The sequence below is a fragment of the Leifsonia sp. Root4 genome (assembly GCF_001425085.1).
GTDB lineage: Bacteria > Actinomycetota > Actinomycetes > Actinomycetales > Microbacteriaceae > Microterricola.
Genome location: NZ_LMDN01000003.1, coordinates 220,332 through 238,471 on the forward strand (window position 1 = coordinate 220,332; position 18,140 = coordinate 238,471).

An 18,140-nucleotide genomic window follows, 5' to 3' on the forward strand; every position below is an offset into this window, starting at 1 on the left:
TACAAAGCGTCTCACCGACCACCGACACGGAAGCCTGCAAACAAGCCCGGAATCAGGGGTTATCCACAGGAGGAGTGGACCGTGACCTAACCGTGATCAAGTGGTTTCGACAGGCTCAACCCACGGGGTGTTCGGTGGTGTCAGGGCTTCGGTCGCTGGCGCTCCCTCAAGCCAGCGTGGGAGCGGGCGAGCTTCCGGCGGTGTCAGGGTTTCGACAAGCTCAACCAGCGGAGCTGTTTCGACAAGCTCAANCGCTGGCGCTCCCTCAAGCCAGCGTGGGAGCGGGCGAGCTTCCGGCGGTGTCAGGGTTTCGACAAGCTCAACCAGCGGAGCTGTTTCGACAAGCTCAACCAGCGGAGCTGTTTCGACAAGCTCAACCAGCGTGGGCAGGGCGGGGTGTTCGGGCGGGGCAGGGCTTCGGCCGCTGGCGCTCCCTCAAGCCAGCGTGGGAGCGGGCGAGCTTCCGGCGGTGTCAGGGTTTCGACAAGCTCAACCAGCGGAGCTGTTTCGACAAGCTCAACCAGNCGCTGGCGCTCCCTCAAGCCAGCGTGGGAGCGGGCGAGCTTCCGGCGGTGTCAGGGTTTCGACAAGCTCAACCAGCGGAGCTGTTTCGACAAGCTCAACCAGTGGAGCTGTTTCGAGAGGCTCAACCGGCGGGGCGACGGCGGGGTAGGGCTAGACGATCTCGCCGGGGGTGCGGTAGGCGCGCTCGTGGTACAGCAGCGGAGCGTCATCCTCGCCCAGCTCGCCCTCCTCGATCTGCACGACCACCACGGCGTTGTTGTGCACGGAAACTCGCTCCAAGATGCGGCCGCTCATCCATGCGGTGACGTCGTTGATGACGGGCAGCCCGTGTGGGCCGACGTGCCAGTGGTCGCCGATGAAGCGTTCGGATGCGTCCTGCGCCATGATCTGGGCCACCGCGCGGTTGCGGGCACCGAGCATGTGGATCACGACCCGGTCGGTCTCGGTGATGGCCCGCCAGGCGCTGGCCGAGCGCGCCATGTTGAAGGTCGCGAGCGGCGGGACGGCAGCGAGAGACGCCAGGGAGGTCGCAGTGAATCCGACCGGTCGCCCCTCTGGGTCAAGCGCCGTCACGATTGCGACGCCGGCGGCATGCCTGCGGAACGCCTGCTTGAAAGCGTGCAGGTCGTCGGGAACGGCGGGCGAGGAGACGCCCTCCGGCGTCGAGCCGGGGGAGTTCTCGTTCGAAACGGAAGCGGCGGTGATGTTCATACGCCTGTATCAAGCTCCAAACGGGGGCGCATATTCCCGCACGGTGCCCCGCGCCGTGCGCACAAAACCGTGCAGATAAACTGAGCAGATCATGATCCAGACGATTGACCTGCGCGGTCTCCAGCCTAGCCCCGCCGAACTTCTCGCAGTCGTGCCTCGTGCGAGCACCGACGTGACCGTTGCGTTGGAGGTGGCGGCCGAGCTCATCGACGATGTGCGGGCTCGCGGGGAGCATGCTCTGCTCGATCAGGCCGAACGTCTCGACCGGGTGCGCCCTGAGTCGATCCGGGTGCCGCAGGCGCACATCGACGAGGCCGTCGCCGGCCTCGCGCCGGCCGTGCACTCCGCGATCCTCGAGACGATCCGCCGCGTGCGGCTGGCCAGCGCCGCCCAGGTGCCGCCGGCTGCCACGACCGTGCTCGCGCCCGGCGCCGAGATCATGCAGCGTTGGCAGCCGGTCGGTCGTGTCGGCCTCTACGTGCCCGGCGGCAAGGCCGTCTACCCCTCGAGCGTCGTCATGAACGTGGTGCCCGCCCAGACCGCCGGCGTGCGCTCCATCGCGCTCGCCTCGCCGCCCCAGGCGGCCTTCGGCGGCCGCGTGCACCCGACCATCCTCGCCGTCGCCGGTCTGCTCGGCGTCACCGAGATCTACGCGATGGGCGGGGCGGGAGCCGTCGGCGCCTTCGCATACGGTGTCGCGGGCATCGGCCTCGACCCCGTGCAGATGGTCACCGGACCGGGCAACGTCTACGTCGCAGCGGCCAAGCGCCTCATCCGCGGCCAGGCCGGAATCGACGCCGAGGCCGGTCCGACCGACATCCTCGTGATCGCGGATGCCGCGGCCAACGCCATGCTCATCGCCGCCGATCTGGTGAGCCAGGCCGAACACGACGAGCTGGCCGCGACCGTGCTGGTCACCGACGACACCGAGCTGGCGGCATCCGTCGAGCGGGAACTCGTGCGCCTCGCCGCCTCGACGACCCACAGCGAGCGGGTCACCGCCGCCATCACCGGCCCGCAGTCGGCCATCGTGCTTGTCGATGACCTTGCCGCCGCGGCCGATTTCAGCAACGCCTTCGGCCCGGAGCACCTCGAGATCCAGACCGAGAACCCGGAGGGCGTGCTCGAGCTGATCGAGAACGCCGGCGCCATCTTCCTCGGCGAGAACTCCCCGGTCAGCCTCGGCGACTACTCGGCGGGATCCAACCACGTGTTGCCGACCGGCGGCCAGGCCCGCTTCTCGGCCGGCCTCAGTGCTTCCACCTTCCTGCGCCCGCAGCAGGTCGTGCGCTACAGCCGTGAGGCACTGGCCGAGGTGCACCAGAACGTGCTCGCACTCAGCGACGCGGAGGCGCTGCCCGCACACGGCGACGCCATCACGGCCCGCTTCGCCTGAGCACTGCCCGCTGTCAGCTGTCTGGCCCGCCGCGCGATCACTCGATCAGCACGGTGAGGTCGGAGACCTCGATGGCCAGCAGCGCCAGGCCGGTCACGAAGGCCGCCGCGACGAGCAGAGCCGGGTGGGCCAGGCCGATCGTGACCGTGCGCAACCGCGGCCTTCGCAAGAACAGCCGCGCTGGAACGGTCGTGCTCACCGGGTGCTGCGCCCAGCCGCGAACCCGGATCAGGAACCAGGCGCAGCGCAGCATGAAGACGATCCAGAGCACCGTGATGGCCGGCAGCACGATCCCGGTCATGAGTTGGAAACCCAGCCCGAGCACCTCGTCCTCCCGGTCGGCGGCGAGCAGGTTGAGCGATGCCGAGATCGTCGAGCCGACGACGATCGAGGCCGTCCAGGCCAGGAAGCCGGCGATCACGACGAGATAGCGGGAGAAGAAATGCCCGAACACGGAGCCGTGGTTCTCGAGTGAGCGCCGCGGCGTCGCCTCGAGGACGGTGATCATCGCGGCCAGCGATGGCAACGCGGCCAGTGCGATCGCGATCAACCATGCGGGCAGCGGCCAGTCGAAGATCTCGGCGGCGAGCAGCACCGCCGTGAACAGAGCGATCCAGATCCAGCCGGCGATGAGCGGATGCCGCACGAGCCACGCCGGCAGCGCGGCATCCGCGGATCGCACCGGCTCAGAACCCTGCCCGCTTCTCGCGCTCATGCCATCACTGTAGCGGCGCCGCGGCGCGGTAGGCTTGCAGCACGATGTATTGCCCGTTCTGCCGCCACCCCGACTCCCGGGTCATCGATTCGCGCACCAGCGATGACGGGCTCTCCATTCGACGCCGACGCCAGTGCCCGGAATGCGGCCGGCGGTTCAGCACGACAGAGACCGCCAGCCTGGCCGTGATCAAGCGCAACGGCGTCGTCGAGCTGTTCAGCCGCGAGAAGGTCGTCGCCGGCGTGCGCAAGGCCTGCCAGGGTCGCCCCGTCACGGATTCCGATCTGGCCGTCCTCGCACAGAAGGTCGAGGAGACGATCCGTTCCACCGGAGCGTCACAGATCGAGGCCAACGACATCGGGCTCGCCATCCTGGCCCCGCTGCGCGAACTCGACGAGGTCGCCTACCTGCGCTTCGCCAGCGTCTACCAGGCCTTCGAGTCCCTCGACGACTTCGAAACCGCGATCGAACAGCTGCGTACAGAGCACGGCCGCCAGCCGGCCAAGCCCGTCGAATAGAGCCGAAAGCCCGCCGGTGCAGGCCGGCTGGCGCCTGCCGGTATTCTTGGTCAGGCATGTATCCTCTACTCTTCTCCCTCGTCCTGTCCAAGCTTGACCCCGAGCGCGCGCACCACCTGGCATTCGGCGTGATCAAGGCCCTGCCGACCGCCGGATTCGGCCGCCTCGTGCACCGTTACACGCGACCGCGGACCGACCTCTCCGTGCAGGCGCTCGGGCTTCACTTCGACACGCCCTTCGGCGTTGCGGCCGGTTTCGACAAGGACGCCAAGGGAGTCATCGGCCTCGGCCAGCTCGGCTTCGGCCACATCGAGGTGGGCACGCTCACCGCGCACGCCCAGCCCGGCAACGAGCTGCCGCGCCTGTTCCGCCTGGTGCCCGATCGTGCCGTCATCAACCGCATGGGATTCAACAACGGCGGTGCTGATGCCGCACGCGAGCGTCTCCGCCGCGCCAGAGCGACGGGCGGCCGCCCGGTGATCGGCGTCAACATCGGCAAGAGCCGCATCACCGCGGTCGAGGACGCGACGGCGGACTACCTGATCTCCGCGCGTGCGCTCGCCCCGCTGGCGGACTACCTCGTCGTCAACGTCAGTTCGCCGAACACTCCCGGCCTCCGCGGTCTGCAGGAGCTCGAGCTGCTGCGCCCGCTGCTCACCGCAGTCAAGGACGCCTGCGGCTCGACGCCGCTGCTCGTGAAGATCGCCCCGGACCTCCAGGACGATGAGGTCGTCAAGATTGCCGAGCTCGTCGTCGAGATCGGCCTGGACGGCATCATCGCGACGAACACGACGATCTCCCGCGACGGCCTGACGACGCCGGCATCCGTCGTCGAAGCCGCCGGTGCCGGCGGGCTCTCCGGCGCTCCGCTGGCCGCGCGGTCCCTCGCCGTGTTGCGGCTGATTCGCAGCCACGTTCCCGCTGAGCTCTGCGTGATCTCGGCCGGTGGCATCGAGACCGCCGCCGATGTCGCGGAACGTCTGGATGCCGGAGCCACCCTCGTCCAGGGCTACACGGCGTTCCTCTACCGCGGACCGCTCTGGGCGCGACAGATCAACCGCGGCCTGGACGCACTCGCCCGCGCCAAGCGGTAACGAGCGCTGTGCGTACTGGGCGCTAGAGGACGCCGAGCTCGCTGAGCTGGTCGGCCAGGCCGGAACCGTCTGGGGCGTATGCCCACGGCACGCCGCCGTATCCGTCGTCGATCTTGGATCGCCCGCCGGCGAGCACCGCCTCGCCGGGGGAGAGCTGCCGGATGGCGATCGCGGCGACGTTCTCCGGGTGCGCGAGCGCGAACTCCCGGTAGTGCTCCTCGTCGTGCTGCCCATCGTCGCCTACGAGGAGCCAGCGGATGTTCGGGAACTCCGTGGCGAGCCGGTTGAGGTTGTCGCGCTTGTGGTCGCGGCCGCTGCGGAACAAGCGGTCGGTCGTCGGGCCCCAGTCGGTGAGCAGCAGGACGCCGCTCGGGTAGAGGTTGCGTGAGAGGAACCGGCTGAGCGTCGGAGCGACATTCCAGGCGCCGGTCGAGAGGTAGACGACGGGGGCTCCCTCGTGGGAGCTGGCCAGGCGCTCAAGGAGCACAGCCATTCCCGGCGTCGGGATGCGTGCGTGCTCGTCGAGCACGAAGGTGTTCCACGCCGCAAGCAGCGGGCGCGGCAGCATGGTGACCATGACCGTGTCATCGATATCCGAGAGCACCCCGAAGGTCACGGCCGGGTCGATGATGTTCAGCGCCGCCTCGACGGGCTTGGACGTACTCGTGCGCAGGGTGGCGGTGTGCCAGCCGGGGGAGAGGTCGATCTGCACGACCGTGTCGACGACACCGCCGCGGTCGGCGACCACGTCGAAGCTGCGACCGTCGAGTTCGATCGTCACCCGCGCGGAACCGACGGGGACGCTCGTGAAACTGCGCCAGCCGCGCAGCCCCTGTTCCCGGCGACTCTCGCGGCGACGGGCACGTGCCGACTTCGGCTTGGGGTCGGCGGGCCGGGAGAGGAGCACACGGCAGAGAATACGCACCCAGCCATCGCCGCCGTATCCGGAATAGGGGATTACCGTCTCCTGGTGCCCGCGACGGCGGGCACGACGGTCGCGCCTGGCGTGGACCCAGTCCTCGATGCGGGCGGCCCGGTGGGGCGACAATGCCGAGCTCTTGGGCGCTTCATGCGCATCACTGGAGTCGACCACGAGACCAGTCTTTCACGCCCTGAGAGCCCGTCGAGCCGGAACGGGGTACAAGAGGCGCTCGGCGCGCGGATAAAGTAGTTCCGTGTGACCTTCGAGGAGGAAATGTGCCGTTAGCCAAATTGGCCGGAAATGGGGATCCAGGCATGGGGCGGGTAGTCCGTACCGAGCCGATACAGCAGYGAAGCGCCGAGAGGCTCGACGCACTGCTTGACTCGGCTGCGCAGGTAGTCGACGAGGTGGGGTTCGACAGGATCACGACCGCAATGATCGCCGAGCACGCCGGCGCATCCATCGGCACCGTCTACCGCTACTTCCCCGATCGTGTCGCCGTGCTCGAGGCGCTCCGCAGCCGCTCGATGATGCGTTTCCGCACTCGTGTGGCCGAGGACATCAAAGAATCTGACCCCCAGAACTGGTGGCAAGCCCTCGATGGGGCGATCTCGGTGTTCGTCGACCTGTACCGCACCGAGCCGGGCTTCCACATCATCCACTTCGCCGAACGGCAGACCTTCGACGGCAACAGCGACGAGTCAGGCGAGGATTCCTTCGCTGCGCGCCTCGCGACCGTGCTGAGCGACGAGTTCGGTCTCGATGGCGGCGACGATCTGTTGTTCCGCCTCGAGGTCGCTGTGGAGATCGCGGACGGCATCCTCTCTCGCGCATTCCGTCAGGATCCAGAGGGCGATTCACGATTCATCGCGGAAYGCCGGGCCGTGGTGCACGGTTACCTCGTGTCGTACTATGGCGGTCCCGGCCCGCTCTAGAGCTGGACGGGGGTCGCTGTGCCCGCAGGAGAGAGGTCGTCGCTGTGATCGAGTTCCGCTCCGTCGCGAAGACCTTCGACGACGGCACGGTGGCAGTCCGCGACTTCAGCCTCGTCATCCCGTCACACAAGACGACGGTTCTGCTTGGCTCCTCCGGTTCCGGCAAGACGACCCTGCTGCGCATGATCAACCGCATGGTCGATCCGAGCGGCGGCGCCGTCCTCATTGATGACGTGGATGTCGCGAGCCAGAATCCCGTGGCGCTTCGCCGCAGCATCGGCTACGTCATGCAAAACTCGGGGCTCCTCCCGCACCGCACCGTGATCGACAACGTCGCAACGGTCCCGATGCTGCGCGGTGTGCGCACGAGCGAGGCCAGGGCGCGTGCGCTTGAGCTGCTCGACACCGTCGGCCTGGACCGCGCGATGGCCGGACGCTACCCCAGCCAGCTCTCCGGAGGGCAACAGCAGCGCGTCGGGGTCGCACGTGGACTCGCCGTCGACCCCAACATCCTGCTGATGGACGAGCCGTTCGGTGCCGTCGACCCCGTCGTGCGGGCCGAGTTGCAGCAGGAACTCCTGCGGCTGCAGGGCGAGCTGGGCAAGACCGTCGTCTTCGTCACCCACGATGTCGACGAGGCGTTCCTGCTCGGCGACCAGATCGTGCTGCTCCGCACCGGGGGAGAGGTCGCCCAGATCGGTACCCCTGCCGAGATCCTCGCGAAGCCGGCCGACGACTTCGTCGCCAGCTTCATCGGCGCAGACCGCGGCAGGCGCGTGCTGCGAATTCGCGAGGTGGACGGCGCACGTGTCGTCGTCGACGCCCAGGGACGCGCGGCGGGGGTCCTGGAGCCGTGAGTTGGTTCCTGGCCAACATCGGCCTCGTCTGGCATCTCACCCTCGTGCATGTCGGCATCAGTATCGTGCCCATCGTCGCAGGGCTCCTGCTCTCCTTGCCGCTCGGGCTGCTCGCCCACCGCGTGCGGCCCAGCCGCGGCGTGCTGTTGGCGCTCGGCACCATTCTGTTCACGATTCCGTCACTTCCGCTGTTCATCGCGCTTCCCGCCGTGCTCGGCACCGGAATCACCAGCCCGGTCAACGTCATCGTCGGCCTCAGCATCTACGCACTCGCTCTCATGCTCCGCTCCAGCGCCGATGCCTTCGACGCGATCGATCCGGACGTGCGGTTGTCGGCCCGCGGCATGGGCTTCTCGGCATGGCAGCTGTTCTGGCAGCTGGAGCTGCCGCTCGCCGGCCCCGTGCTGCTCGCCGGCCTACGCGTCGTGTCTGCGACGACGGTGAGCCTGGTCTCTGTCGGCTCGGTGGTCGGCGTCACGAGCCTCGGCTACCTCTTCGTCAACGGCTTCCAGCGCGGGATCCCGGCCGAGGTCGTGACCGGCATCGTGGCGACCCTGCTCATCGCCGCCGTCTTCGACCTCGTGCTGGTGCTCGGCGGGCGAGTCCTGATGCCATGGCGGGGGGCCGCGCGATGAACCTCTTCTTCGATGCGATCGCGTGGATATTCAACCCGGCGCTGCAGAGCGCACCGGGCGAGCTCCCACAGCGCATCCTCGAGCACCTCGCATACACCTTCGGCGCGACGGCGATCGCCGCAGGTCTCGCCATTCCCCTCGGCTACTACATCGGCCATACCGGGAGGGGGCGAGACATCGCGGTGGCATTCACCGGCGGCATGCGCGCCCTGCCGAGCTTCGGTGTGCTGATCCTGATCGCTCTCGGCATCGGCATCGGATTCCGCGCCCCGCTGCTCACCTTCGTGCTACTCGCGATCCCGCCCGTGCTCGGCGGTGCGTATGCCGGCCTGCAGGCGATCGATCGCACGGTGATCGACGCCGCTCGCGCCGTGGGGATGACGCCGCTCCAGCTGCTGCTGAAGGTCGAGATCCCGCTGGGCCTCCCGCTGCTGATCGGCGGACTCCGCGCCGCCGTGCTCCAGGTGGTCGCCACGGCGACGCTCGCCGCCTACGTCTCCGGCGGGGCGCTCGGCGGGTATATCTTCCTCGGCTACGCGACCCGTGACTACGTCGAGATGCTGGGCGCCTCGATCGTCATCACCGTGCTCGCCCTGCTGTTGGAAGCGGTCTTCGCGCTGACACAAAAGCTCGTCACACCGCGCGGAGTGTCGGCGCAGAGTGGCAGAATCGTGAGAGCAAGCGCCCCTCGAACGAGGGCGACCGCCTCATCGTGAGAGAGAAGGAAGCACGCATGAACGTCAGCACCACGTCTCACCGCCGCGCAACCCGCCGCACACGCATCACCCTGATCGGCGCCGCAACCGCGGTCGCCATGCTCACACTCGCCGGCTGCGCCTCTGGTGATCCGCTGGACTCCGAGAGTGAGACGGACGGGGGAGCAGCGGCATCCGACACGATCGTCGTCGGCTCGCAGCAGTACTACTCCAACGAGATCATCGCCGAGATCTACGCCCAGGCGCTCGAGGCAAACGGATTCACCGTTGAGCGCACATTCAACATCGGCCAGCGCGACGCGTACATCCCATCGCTCGAGAGCGGTGAGGTCGACCTCTTCCCCGAGTACACGGGAAACCTGTTGCAGTACTACGTGCCGGAGACACCGGCGCGCACCACCGACGACGTCTACGAGGCGCTGACGGAGGCGCTGCCGGAGGGGCTGCGCGCCCTCGACCAGGCCGAGGCCACCGATCAGGACGCCTATTTCGTGACGAAGGAGTTCGCCGACGCGAACAAGCTCACGTCGATCGGCGATCTCGCCGCCGTGACGACGCCGCTCACGCTGGGCGGCAACCCAGAGCTCGCCACGCGCCCGTACGGGCCGGAGGGGCTCGAATCGGTCTACGGCGTCACCGTCGGCTTCACCCCGATCGCAGACAGCGGCGGGCCACTCACCCAGCAGGCGCTGCGCGCCAACGAGGTGCAGCTGGTGGACATGTACACCTCGGACCCCACCAGTCTGGCCGACGACCTGGTGATGCTCGAGGACCCTGAGGGACTCCTGCTGGCCTCGCACGTCGTGCCGCTGGCCGGCGACGGCGTCTCGGATGAGGCGGCCGCCGTCATCAACACGGTGCAGGGCGCGCTCAGCGTCGCCGATCTCGTTGCGCTGAACGGCCAGAGCATCAATGACGAGCTGGCCGCTCCGGAGATCGCCACGCAGTGGCTCGAGGAGAAGGCTCTCTTCTAGGCGGTTTCGCCCTGAGGTGAGCTCGCTGACGTCAGCGCAGTGGGAGGTCGTCCTCGGACGGCCTCCCACTGTCGGTGGGAAGCGTGTCCGTCGCAGCCGGATCGACTGGCTGGTGCTCCATGTGCCGAGCCTCGAAGCGGTGCAGCAGCTTCTTGCCGAGCAGGACCAGCAGCAGGAACGCCACGATGATCCCGACGAAGACGTACCCGGCAAAGTGCAGCCGTTCCGAGAGCTCGCGATAGCTGCCGGCCGCGACGGAGCCGACGGTGACGTAGGCGAAGGCCCAGATGATGCAGGCCGGCACCGTCCAGCGCATGAAGGTGCGGTAGCGCATCGCGCTCATGCCCACGGTGAGCGGAATCAGCGAGTGCAGCACCGGAAGGAAGCGCGACACGAAGACGGCGATGCCTCCGCGCCGCGCGAGGTAGCGTTCAGCCCGCTGCCAATTCGTTTCGCCGATCTTGCGCCCCAGCCAGCTGCGGCGGATGTGCGGGCCGAACCAGCGGCCGAGTGCGAAGCCGATACTCTCGCCGGTCAGCGCCCCGGCCACAACGGCTGCGACCATCGCCCAGTACTCCAGGGGTGTCGAGATCGCGGTGCTGGCGACGATGACGATGGTGTCGCCCGGCACGACGAGCCCGACGAGGATCGATGTCTCGAGCATGATGCCGATGCCGGCCAGTACTGTGCGCAGGAGCGGGTCGACGCTTTCCACGGTGTTCAGCAGCCAGTCGAGAATCTCGTTCACCTGTCCGAGCATAAACGGTCTGGATGCGTGAGCGCTGCGCCTCAAACAGGAGCGGGTGAACCGGCGAGGGCAGGGGCGATTCCGAGGGCGACGCCGAGCAGCACGGATGCCGGAATACTGACGATCAGCGCAGCCGCACTCAGCGCGAGCAGGCGCGCGAACGGTGGCAGCGGTGCCTCGGGCCGGAGAAGCCGGGAGACGCGCACGCCGAGCGGGGTGCGCGCGGCATCCGCCGGCGGCTCAAGGCGGGGCATCGGCTGCTCGCCGAGCTCGCCGCTCGCACTCGGCTGGGAGGTGCCGACCAGGGCGATCGCCCTGGCGAGCGTGTGCGGGTCGCGTTCCTTCTTCGCATCGTCGTCGGCGAGCATCTCGACCAGCAGGCCGACGGCGTTCTCTGCGCGGTTGGCGATCGGGAACCACGGCAGCGCGGCGTGCCAGGCCCGGAACGCCAACAGCACCAGGTGGTGGAACTGGCGCAGGTGCGTCCGCTCGTGCGCGAGCACCGCGTCGAGTTCGGCCGGCTCGAGCAGTTCGATCAGCCCCCCGGAGAGCACGGTGACCGTGTGCACCCCCGGCACACAGTAGGCGATCGGAGTCGGGTGGTCGAGCACGCGGGTGCGGGGTTGTTCCGGCAGGGGAGAGCTGAGCAGTTCGACGGTCGCGCGGTGGCGCCGGCGGCTTCTCTCGGTGCGCACGGCCGTGCTGATGAGGTTGAGCAGCAGGTGCACGCCGAGCAGCACCGCCCCACCGATCGCGACGATGTTGACGATGGCGAACTCGGCGGGGATCGGCCCGCTCGTGAGGCTGGCGATGAGGGCGTGGATGCCGCCGGCTTCTCCGTCGAGGGGGGCGAGCCCGAAGCTCAGCAAGGCGCCGATCATCGCCAGTCCGCCGCCGAGCGCGATCGCCTGCCAGAGGGCCAGCGCCGTGCCGGGAGCACGTGACGGCCAGCGAGCGGCGGAAAGCCAGAGCGGGATCGGCCACGCCAGCGCGATGGCGAGCAGCGCCAGGACGGCTGCGGAGGTGTACACGGCGGCTGGGCTCTGAGTTATCCGCTGGGCCGGGAGCCGAGCAGGGCGCGCAGCGTCTCGGCCTCGCGTGCGCTGACCTGGCCGACGAAACGGGCAAGCGCGGCATCGCGGTCGGGGGCCAGCTCGAGCACCTGGTGCATCAGTGTCGCCGTGTGCTCCTCGCGGCTGTTCACAGCGAAGTAGCGGTGCGGGCGCGAGCTGCGGCTGCGCGAGACGAATCCCTTTGCCTCCAGGCGGGAGAGCACCGTCAGCAGGGTCGTCGTTGCATGCTCTTTGCGGGGAGAGTCCGCGTCGGCGTTCAGCAGGCGTTCACCCAATTCGGGAGCGGACAGTCCGTCATGGGCGTCCCACAGGGCGTTCATGATCGATCTTTCCAAGACCCCGAGAGTGTTCATGATTCCAGATTACCGCTCGTAGCTGAAAATGTTCTACGCTCTGTAGAAGTTGCGAGTTCTACGCAGTGTAGAAGTCCGTTGAGGGGAGCCCCCGTGAACGAGATCCTGGACCCGCTTGCGCTTGCGCGTTGGCAATTCGGCCTGACCACGATCTATCACTTCCTGTTCGTCCCGATCACGATCGGCATGGTCACGACGACCGCGATCTTCCAGACCGCCTGGTACAGGACGGGGCACGTCCGCTACCTCCAGCTGACCAAGTTCTTCGGCCAGCTCTTCCTCATCAACTTCGCCATGGGTGTCGTCACCGGCATCGTGCAGGAATTCCAGTTCGGCATGAACTGGTCGGACTACTCCCGCTTCGTCGGTGACGTCTTCGGCGCCCCGCTCGCGTTCGAGGGCCTGCTCGCGTTCTTCTTCGAAGCGACATTCATCGGTCTTTGGATCTTCGGTTGGGACAAGCTGCCGCGCTTCCTCCACCTGCTCACCATCTGGGCGACCGCGTTCGGCTCCGTGCTCTCGGCGTACTTCATCATCGCGGCCAACGCCTTCATGCAGAACCCGGTCGGCTATGAGATGAACGTCGAGAAGGGCAGAGCGGAACTCGTCGACATCTGGGCCCTGCTGACCAATCCGGTGGCCCTCGCGGCCTTCCCGCACACGATCTTCGCCTGTTTCATGGTGTCGGCAGGCCTCATCATCACCGTCGCCGCCTGGCATCTGGCGCGCAACCAGCACCTCGAGACGATGCGACCGGCGCTCAAGCTCGGGCTCTGGATGATGATCATCGCCGGTGCGTTGACGACGCTCTTCGGCGACCAGCTCAGCCTGGCGATGGTCGCGACGCAGCCGATGAAGATGGCGGCGGCCGAGGCCACGTATCAAACCGTGTGCGGCGCTCAGGCCTCATTCTCGCTGTTCACCCTCGGCACGCCGGACGGCACGAGTGAGCTCTTCTCGATCCGCGTTCCGTACCTGCTCTCGCTGCTGTCGACGCACACATTCGACGGCTGCGTCGAGGGCATCAACGACCTGCAGGCGCAGTACATCGAGGCATTCGGCCCCGGCGACTACACCCCCATCATCTGGATCACCTACTGGGCGTTCCGCTGGATGATCGGTCTCGGCCTGCTGCACGTCTTCGTCGCCGTCGTCGGCCTCTGGCTGACCCGCGGTGGCCGTCACCCCCGGAACAAGTGGGTCTGGAAGGCCGCGATCTGGGCGTTCCCGTTGTCGCTGGCGGCCATGATCGTCGGTTGGGTGTTCACCGAGATGGGCAGGCAACCGTGGCTCGTGTTCAGCCTGCTCAAGACCGAGGACGGCGTCTCGCCGGGAGTCTCGGGCCTCGAGGTGCTCATTTCGCTCATCGCCTTCACGCTGATCTACGGCATCCTCGCCGTCGTCGAGTTCAAGCTCATCAAGAAGGCAGCCCAGAAGGGCCCGGCCGACGCGCCGGAACCGCACCCGGAAACCGGGCGCATCGAACCAGCCACCACGGTCTACTAGGAGACAATCATGGATCTCGCCACACTTTGGTTCTGGATTGTCGCAGCCCTGTTCGTCGGCTACTTCATCCTGGACGGCTTCGACTTCGGCGTCGGCATGACGCTGCCATTCCTCGGCAAGGACGACCTCGACCGCCGGGTCCTCATCAACACCATCGGACCCGTCTGGGACCTCAACGAGACGTGGGTGATCGTCGCGGGTGCCTGCCTCTTCGCGGCATTCCCCGAGTGGTACGCAACGCTGTTCAGCGGCTTCTACCTGGCACTGCTGCTCATCTTGCTCGCACTCATCGTGCGCGGCGTCTCGTTCGAGTACAGGCACCAGCGGCCAGAGTCGCGCTGGAAGGCCTGGTTCGACGGCATGATCATCGTCGGTTCCGCCGTTCCGGCACTGCTCTGGGGAGTCGCATTCGCCAACATCGTGCAGGGTGTTCCCCTGGACGCCAACCACGACTACATCGGCACCTTCTTCGATCTGCTGAACCCCTACGCGCTGCTCGGCGGCCTCACCACCCTGCTGCTGTTCTTCACCCACGGCGCGGTGTTCATCTCCCTGAAGACCGCCGGCGACATCCGCGAACGGGCCCGCAGGCTCGCCGTGCGGTCCGGCGTCATCACGATCGTGGTTGCCGCGTCGTTCCTGGTCTGGACCGCCTTCCTGGCCGAGTTCAACGTCGCCTACCTCGTGCTCGCCTCGCTGGCGGCCGTCGCCCTCATCGGGGCGTGGTTGTTCAACCTGCGGGGCGCGGAGGGCTGGTCGTTCGGCTTCATGGCCGCGACCATCGCTCTGGCGGTTTTGGCGCTGTTCACGGCCCTGTTCCCGGATGTCATGCCTGCCAGCAACGACCCGGCGAACAGCCTCACCATCGCCAACGCCTCGAGCTCCGAGTACACGTTGACGGTCATGAGCTGGACGGCACTCGTCTTCCTGCCGCTGATCCTGCTCTACCAGGGCTGGACGTACTGGGTCTTCCGCAAGCGGGTCAGCCGCGCGAGCATCCAGGCCGCGACGGGCACGGCTCCCGCCGACGCCGCCGCGCAGCCGGCGTGAGCAGCCAGGACATGGCGAGCGTCCGCCCCATCGACCCGCGCCTGCTTCGACGTGCGCGGGCGATGCGCGGCTTCCTCGCCGGGGGAGCCGTGCTCGCCCTGCTGCAGACGGTGTCGATCATCGGCTTCGCCTGGTTCGTCTCGCGCCTGATCACGGGCGCAATCGCCGGCGAGAGCCTCACGGAACTGGCTCCGGCCTTCTGGGCGCTGGCTGCCATGGTCGCGCTCCGTGCGTTCACGGTGTGGGCGATGGACGCGACGGCGGCGGCCGGCGCCGCGCGGGTGAAGAGCCAGTTGCGCGTCGCGGTGCTCGGCGCCGTCCGCCGACTCGGCCCGGATTGGGCCGCGTGGAAGGGGAGCGCGACGGCGGCGACCGTCATCGGCCCCGGCCTCGACGCTCTCGACGGCTACTTCGCCAAATACCTGCCCCAACTCGTGCTCACCGTCGTGGCGACACCGTTGCTGGTGCTCGTCGTACTGGTGAACGACTGGGTGAGCGCGCTGATCGTCGTGATCGCGTTGCCGCTGATCCCGATCTTCATGGTGCTGATCGGACTTGCGACGCAGGCCGTGCAGCGCAAGCAGTGGGAGAGCCTGCAACGGCTGAGCGGTGCCTTCCTCGACGTCGTCGGCGGGCTGTCGACCCTCAAGATCTTCGGCAGGGAGCGCCGCCAACTCGCCCGCATCCACCAAGTCACCGATGAGTATCGGGTCGAGACGATGAAGGTGCTGCGACTCTCCTTTCTCAGCGGCTTCGTGCTCGAACTGGCCGGCAGCCTCTCGGTCGCGCTGATCGCCGTGACGGCCGGGCTCCGCCTCCTTGACGGGCAGCTCGGCCTCGGCGTCGGCTTGTTCGTGCTGATCCTCGCCCCTGAGGTCTTCCTGCCGCTGCGCAATGTCGGGGCCCAATTCCACGCAGCGGCCGACGGGGTTGCGGCCTCCGAGCAGATCTTCGAGATCATCGAGGCGGCCGATGCCCTGCCGGCCGGAGAGCAGGCGGATGCCGTGCACACCGTCGCTCCGCACGGTGCCGCGCTGCGGATCGATGGCCTCGGCATCCGCCGCGGCGACCGCCAGATCGTCGACGACTTCTCGGCCAGCTTCGAGCCGGGCGCCGTCACCGTGCTCTCCGGGCGAAGCGGTGCGGGAAAGTCGAGCATCATCGCCGCCATCCAGGGTTTCCTGCCCTATGAGGGCGAGATCGTGCTCGCCGCCGCGGATGACGGCTCAGGCGCGCGCGCGCTGACCGCCGCCGACATCGCCTGGTGCGGGCAGACCCCGGGACTTGCTGCCGGAACCGTCGCCGACAACGTCGCCCTCGGCAGCCGCCTGAGTGCCCACGACCGGTCTCCACTCGTGCGGGCGAGCCTGGGGCTGGCCTCGGCTGCCGCGATCGACCCCGCCCTCGAACTCGGCGTCGCTGGCAGCGGTCTCTCCGGCGGTCAGGCGCAGCGCGTCGCCATCGCCCGCGCCTTCTACCGCCGGGTGGAACTCGGAACACCCCTGCTCATCCTCGACGAGCCGAGCTCGGCGCTCGACGCCGCGACGGAGGCCGAGCTGATTGCGTCGCTCCGCTCTGCCGCGGCCGACGGCGCCATCGTCATTGTCATCAGCCACAGGGAGGCCGTCATCGCGGCAGCCGACCGCGTGGTGAGTCTGGAAGGGGTGCGACATGCCTGAGAACACGACATCCGAGGCAGCAGCGGTGTTGCGCCGCGCACAGCCTGACGTTAAACGCTTCACGCCCGGGCTGTTCTTCGCCCTGTGCAGTGCACTCTCGGCCGTCGCGCTGATCGCCTGCTCCGGCTGGTTGATCACCCGCGCAGCCGAACAGCCGCAGATCGCCTACCTCTCCGCCGCAGTCGTCGGCGTGCGTGCGTTCGCCCTGGGCCGTGCGGCATTCCGCTACGTCGACCGCCTGTTCAGCCACGACGCCGCGTTCCGCCAACTCGCCGAGCTGCGCGGCGCGGTGTTCGAACGGCTGATCCCGCTCGCACCGGCCGGGCTCGCCAGGACCAAGCGGGGTGATCTGCTCAGCCGCCTCGTCAGCGACGTCGATGAGCTGCAGGATCTGCCGTTGCGCGTCGTGCAGCCGCTGCTCGTATCCGGAATCGTCGCCGTGCTCAGTGTGTTCGGCGTGTGGCTGCTGTTGCCGGAAGCGGCACTCACCCTCGCGATCTGCCTCATTCTGGCGTTCGTGGCCGGCACGGTTCTGCACGCGGCCGTCGCGGCGCGCGCCGAACGACGACTGGCGCCCGGGCGCGGTGCCCTGATGGAGCGCATCCTCGAACTCGTCGGATCGCTCGACGTGCTCACCGCCTTCGGCGCCGTGGACGACCGCATCGAGGAGCTGCGCCGGGCGGATGCCGCTCTCCGCCGTGACGGCGTGAAGACCGCGTTCGGCGCCGGCCTCGCCTCCTCGGCGATGACGCTCGCGGCCGGACTGGCGACGCTGCTCGCGATCCTCGTCGGTGCCCCGGCGCTCGAGGGACCGCAGCTCACGATCATCGCGCTCGTACCGCTCGCCGTCTTCGAGGTGTGCGGAATGGTGCCGCTGGCCGTCGGAGCCTGGCGCCAGGTGCGCTCCAGCGCCGAGCGGGTCGCGCGGGTCGCGCCGGCACGAGTGCCGGCCGGGATCCCGCTCGACACCGAGCCCGCTGCGCAGACGGGAGAGCGGCTCGCGCCGCGCGACGCGGCTCCGACGATCAGCTTCGCCGGGCTCTCGGCGCACTGGCCCGTGTTCGACGCTGCCGACGTGGACGCCGGAGCTGCGGCATCCGGAGCGCCGAGAGCCATCAGCGATCTCAGCCTCACGATCGAGGCGGGCGAGCGCGTGCTCGTGCGCGGCGAGAGCGGGGCGGGCAAGACGACACTGGCGAATGTGCTCGTGCGTTTCATCGACTATGACGGCAGCTTCACCCTGGGCGGCCGCGAGGCCCGCACCATGTCGCCGTCGGAGCTTCGCCGCACCGTCGGCCTCTGCGAGCAGCAACCGTGGATCTTCGACTCCACGCTGCGGCAGAACCTGCTCTTCGCCAGCGAGACGTCGAGCGATGCCGAGCTGTTGCGAGTGCTGGAGCGCGTCGGCCTCGGCGACTGGGCGGCGAGCCGTGGCGGCCTCGACGCCGAGCTGGGGGAGCGCGGAGCTCTCGTCTCCGGCGGGCAGGCCCAACGCATCGCGCTGGCTCGCGCGCTGCTCGCCGACTTCGCCGTGCTCGTCGTCGATGAGCCGACCGCGAACGTGGATGCCGCACAGGCCGCAGCGCTCATGCAGGACATCCTGGCGGCGACGGCCCCCGGGCAGGGCTCAGCTCCGCGCACCGTGATCCTCATCTCGCACGACACCGTGCCGGGCGAGCTGATCGACCGCGAGCTCGTGCTGCAGGGCGGGCGACTGGTCGGCGCCGCCTAGC

At 68.3% G+C, this 18,140-nt stretch carries 18 protein-coding genes; 12 read left to right on the plus strand and 6 right to left on the minus strand.

The genetic code is table 11. From position 1 onward, the window contains the following. Positions 1-675: 675 nt before the first annotated feature. A complete protein-coding gene (locus ASC66_RS10770) occupies positions 676-1,236 on the minus strand; it encodes a flavin reductase family protein (protein ID WP_082492261.1) in 561 nt (186 codons plus the stop codon). A 91-nt stretch (positions 1,237-1,327) separates the two neighbouring features. On the opposite strand from ASC66_RS10770, the gene hisD reads away from it, so the two are divergent. Continuing rightward, the gene (gene hisD, locus ASC66_RS10775; protein WP_055839035.1) at positions 1,328-2,632 is read left to right on the plus strand and encodes a histidinol dehydrogenase; all 1,305 of its coding nucleotides are present in this window, start codon (positions 1,328-1,330) and stop codon (positions 2,630-2,632) included. 37 nt (positions 2,633-2,669) lie between these two features. Here the strand turns inward: hisD and ASC66_RS10780 are convergent, their stop codons facing one another. Beyond that, positions 2,670-3,347: a hypothetical protein gene (locus tag ASC66_RS10780; RefSeq protein WP_157509758.1), complete on the minus strand. Its 678-nt coding sequence runs from the start codon at positions 3,345-3,347 to the stop codon at positions 2,670-2,672. A gap of 44 nt (positions 3,348-3,391) precedes the next feature. Here ASC66_RS10780 and nrdR point away from each other — a divergent pair, with 44 nt between their 5' ends. Together nrdR and ASC66_RS10790 are read left to right on the plus strand one after the other, a co-directional pair. Continuing rightward, complete coding sequence (nrdR, locus tag ASC66_RS10785; RefSeq protein WP_055839041.1) at positions 3,392-3,865, plus strand: transcriptional regulator NrdR; 474 nt, start codon at positions 3,392-3,394, stop codon at positions 3,863-3,865. A gap of 56 nt (positions 3,866-3,921) precedes the next feature. After that, positions 3,922-4,959: a quinone-dependent dihydroorotate dehydrogenase gene (locus ASC66_RS10790; RefSeq protein WP_055839044.1), complete on the plus strand. Its 1,038-nt coding sequence runs from the start codon at positions 3,922-3,924 to the stop codon at positions 4,957-4,959. Positions 4,960-4,981: 22 nt separating this feature from the next. Here the strand turns inward: ASC66_RS10790 and ASC66_RS10795 are convergent, their stop codons facing one another. Beyond that, positions 4,982-6,052 carry an App1 family protein phosphatidate phosphatase gene (locus ASC66_RS10795; protein WP_055839046.1) on the minus strand — a complete coding sequence of 357 codons (1,071 nt, stop codon included), beginning with the start codon at positions 6,050-6,052 and terminating at the stop codon, positions 4,982-4,984. 143 nt (positions 6,053-6,195) lie between these two features. On the opposite strand from ASC66_RS10795, the gene ASC66_RS10800 reads away from it, so the two are divergent. The 5 genes from ASC66_RS10800 to ASC66_RS10820 are packed head-to-tail and all read left to right on the plus strand — an operon-like array spanning position 6,196 to position 9,998. After that, positions 6,196-6,816 (plus strand): TetR/AcrR family transcriptional regulator, encoded by a 621-nt coding sequence (locus ASC66_RS10800; protein ID WP_055839049.1) that lies wholly within the window; start codon positions 6,196-6,198, stop codon positions 6,814-6,816. 44 nt (positions 6,817-6,860) lie between these two features. Further along, positions 6,861-7,673, plus strand: a complete 813-nt coding sequence (locus tag ASC66_RS10805; RefSeq protein WP_055839052.1) for an ABC transporter ATP-binding protein — start codon at positions 6,861-6,863, stop codon at positions 7,671-7,673. Beyond that, a complete protein-coding gene (locus ASC66_RS10810; protein WP_055839055.1) occupies positions 7,670-8,308 on the plus strand; it encodes an ABC transporter permease in 639 nt (212 codons plus the stop codon). The genes ASC66_RS10805 and ASC66_RS10810 overlap by 4 nt, the downstream gene beginning before the upstream one ends. After that, the gene (locus ASC66_RS10815) at positions 8,305-9,024 is read left to right on the plus strand and encodes an ABC transporter permease (protein WP_055840321.1); all 720 of its coding nucleotides are present in this window, start codon (positions 8,305-8,307) and stop codon (positions 9,022-9,024) included. The genes ASC66_RS10810 and ASC66_RS10815 overlap by 4 nt, the downstream gene beginning before the upstream one ends. A gap of 17 nt (positions 9,025-9,041) precedes the next feature. Then, positions 9,042-9,998 carry an ABC transporter substrate-binding protein gene (locus ASC66_RS10820; RefSeq protein WP_055839058.1) on the plus strand — a complete coding sequence of 319 codons (957 nt, stop codon included), beginning with the start codon at positions 9,042-9,044 and terminating at the stop codon, positions 9,996-9,998. 31 nt (positions 9,999-10,029) lie between these two features. On the opposite strand, the gene ASC66_RS10825 is transcribed toward ASC66_RS10820, so the two are convergent. From ASC66_RS10825 to ASC66_RS10835, 3 genes are read right to left on the minus strand one after another with little or no spacing between them, the layout of a single operon-like run. Beyond that, a complete protein-coding gene (locus tag ASC66_RS10825) occupies positions 10,030-10,746 on the minus strand; it encodes a DedA family protein (protein WP_055840326.1) in 717 nt (238 codons plus the stop codon). A gap of 41 nt (positions 10,747-10,787) precedes the next feature. Further along, on the minus strand, positions 10,788-11,777 hold the full coding sequence (locus tag ASC66_RS10830) for a M56 family metallopeptidase (protein WP_055839061.1): 990 nt from the start codon (positions 11,775-11,777) through the stop codon (positions 10,788-10,790). A 17-nt stretch (positions 11,778-11,794) separates the two neighbouring features. Further along, positions 11,795-12,172, minus strand: coding sequence for a BlaI/MecI/CopY family transcriptional regulator (locus tag ASC66_RS10835; RefSeq protein WP_055839064.1), 378 nt, complete (start codon positions 12,170-12,172; stop codon positions 11,795-11,797). 93 nt (positions 12,173-12,265) lie between these two features. Between ASC66_RS10835 and ASC66_RS10840 the strand changes: the two genes are divergently transcribed. Genes ASC66_RS10840 through cydC form a run of 4 tightly spaced genes read left to right on the plus strand, consistent with a single transcriptional unit; the run spans position 12,266 to position 18,139 of the window. Next, the gene (locus ASC66_RS10840) at positions 12,266-13,678 is read left to right on the plus strand and encodes a cytochrome ubiquinol oxidase subunit I (protein ID WP_055839067.1); all 1,413 of its coding nucleotides are present in this window, start codon (positions 12,266-12,268) and stop codon (positions 13,676-13,678) included. A 9-nt stretch (positions 13,679-13,687) separates the two neighbouring features. Then, the gene (cydB, locus tag ASC66_RS10845; protein ID WP_055839071.1) at positions 13,688-14,728 is read left to right on the plus strand and encodes a cytochrome d ubiquinol oxidase subunit II; all 1,041 of its coding nucleotides are present in this window, start codon (positions 13,688-13,690) and stop codon (positions 14,726-14,728) included. Positions 14,729-14,739: 11 nt separating this feature from the next. Continuing rightward, on the plus strand, positions 14,740-16,407 hold the full coding sequence (cydD, locus tag ASC66_RS10850; RefSeq protein WP_055839074.1) for a thiol reductant ABC exporter subunit CydD: 1,668 nt from the start codon (positions 14,740-14,742) through the stop codon (positions 16,405-16,407). After that, entirely contained in the window at positions 16,400-18,139 is a 1,740-nt protein-coding gene (gene cydC / locus ASC66_RS10855; RefSeq protein WP_055839079.1) for a thiol reductant ABC exporter subunit CydC, read from the plus strand. The genes cydD and cydC overlap by 8 nt, the downstream gene beginning before the upstream one ends. Position 18,140: the final 1 nt, after the last annotated feature.

Bases quoted from the DNA above. Each gene is read 5' to 3' on its own strand.
- cydC (WP_055839079.1), top strand. From the start codon at position 16,400: ATGCCTGAGAACACGACATCCGAGGCAGCAGCGGTGTTGCGCCGCGCA.
- ASC66_RS10820 (WP_055839058.1), top strand. From the start codon at position 9,042: ATGAACGTCAGCACCACGTCTCACCGCCGCGCAACCCGCCGCACACGC.
- ASC66_RS10780 (WP_157509758.1), bottom strand. From the start codon at position 3,347: ATGAGCGCGAGAAGCGGGCAGGGTTCTGAGCCGGTGCGATCCGCGGAT.
- ASC66_RS10835 (WP_055839064.1), bottom strand. From the start codon at position 12,172: ATGAACACTCTCGGGGTCTTGGAAAGATCGATCATGAACGCCCTGTGG.
- cydB (WP_055839071.1), top strand. From the start codon at position 13,688: ATGGATCTCGCCACACTTTGGTTCTGGATTGTCGCAGCCCTGTTCGTC.
- ASC66_RS10815 (WP_055840321.1), top strand. From the start codon at position 8,305: ATGAACCTCTTCTTCGATGCGATCGCGTGGATATTCAACCCGGCGCTG.
- nrdR (WP_055839041.1), top strand. From the start codon at position 3,392: ATGTATTGCCCGTTCTGCCGCCACCCCGACTCCCGGGTCATCGATTCG.
- hisD (WP_055839035.1), top strand. From the start codon at position 1,328: ATGATCCAGACGATTGACCTGCGCGGTCTCCAGCCTAGCCCCGCCGAA.
- ASC66_RS10790 (WP_055839044.1), top strand. From the start codon at position 3,922: ATGTATCCTCTACTCTTCTCCCTCGTCCTGTCCAAGCTTGACCCCGAG.
- cydD (WP_055839074.1), top strand. From the start codon at position 14,740: ATGGCGAGCGTCCGCCCCATCGACCCGCGCCTGCTTCGACGTGCGCGG.
- ASC66_RS10770 (WP_082492261.1), bottom strand. From the start codon at position 1,236: ATGAACATCACCGCCGCTTCCGTTTCGAACGAGAACTCCCCCGGCTCG.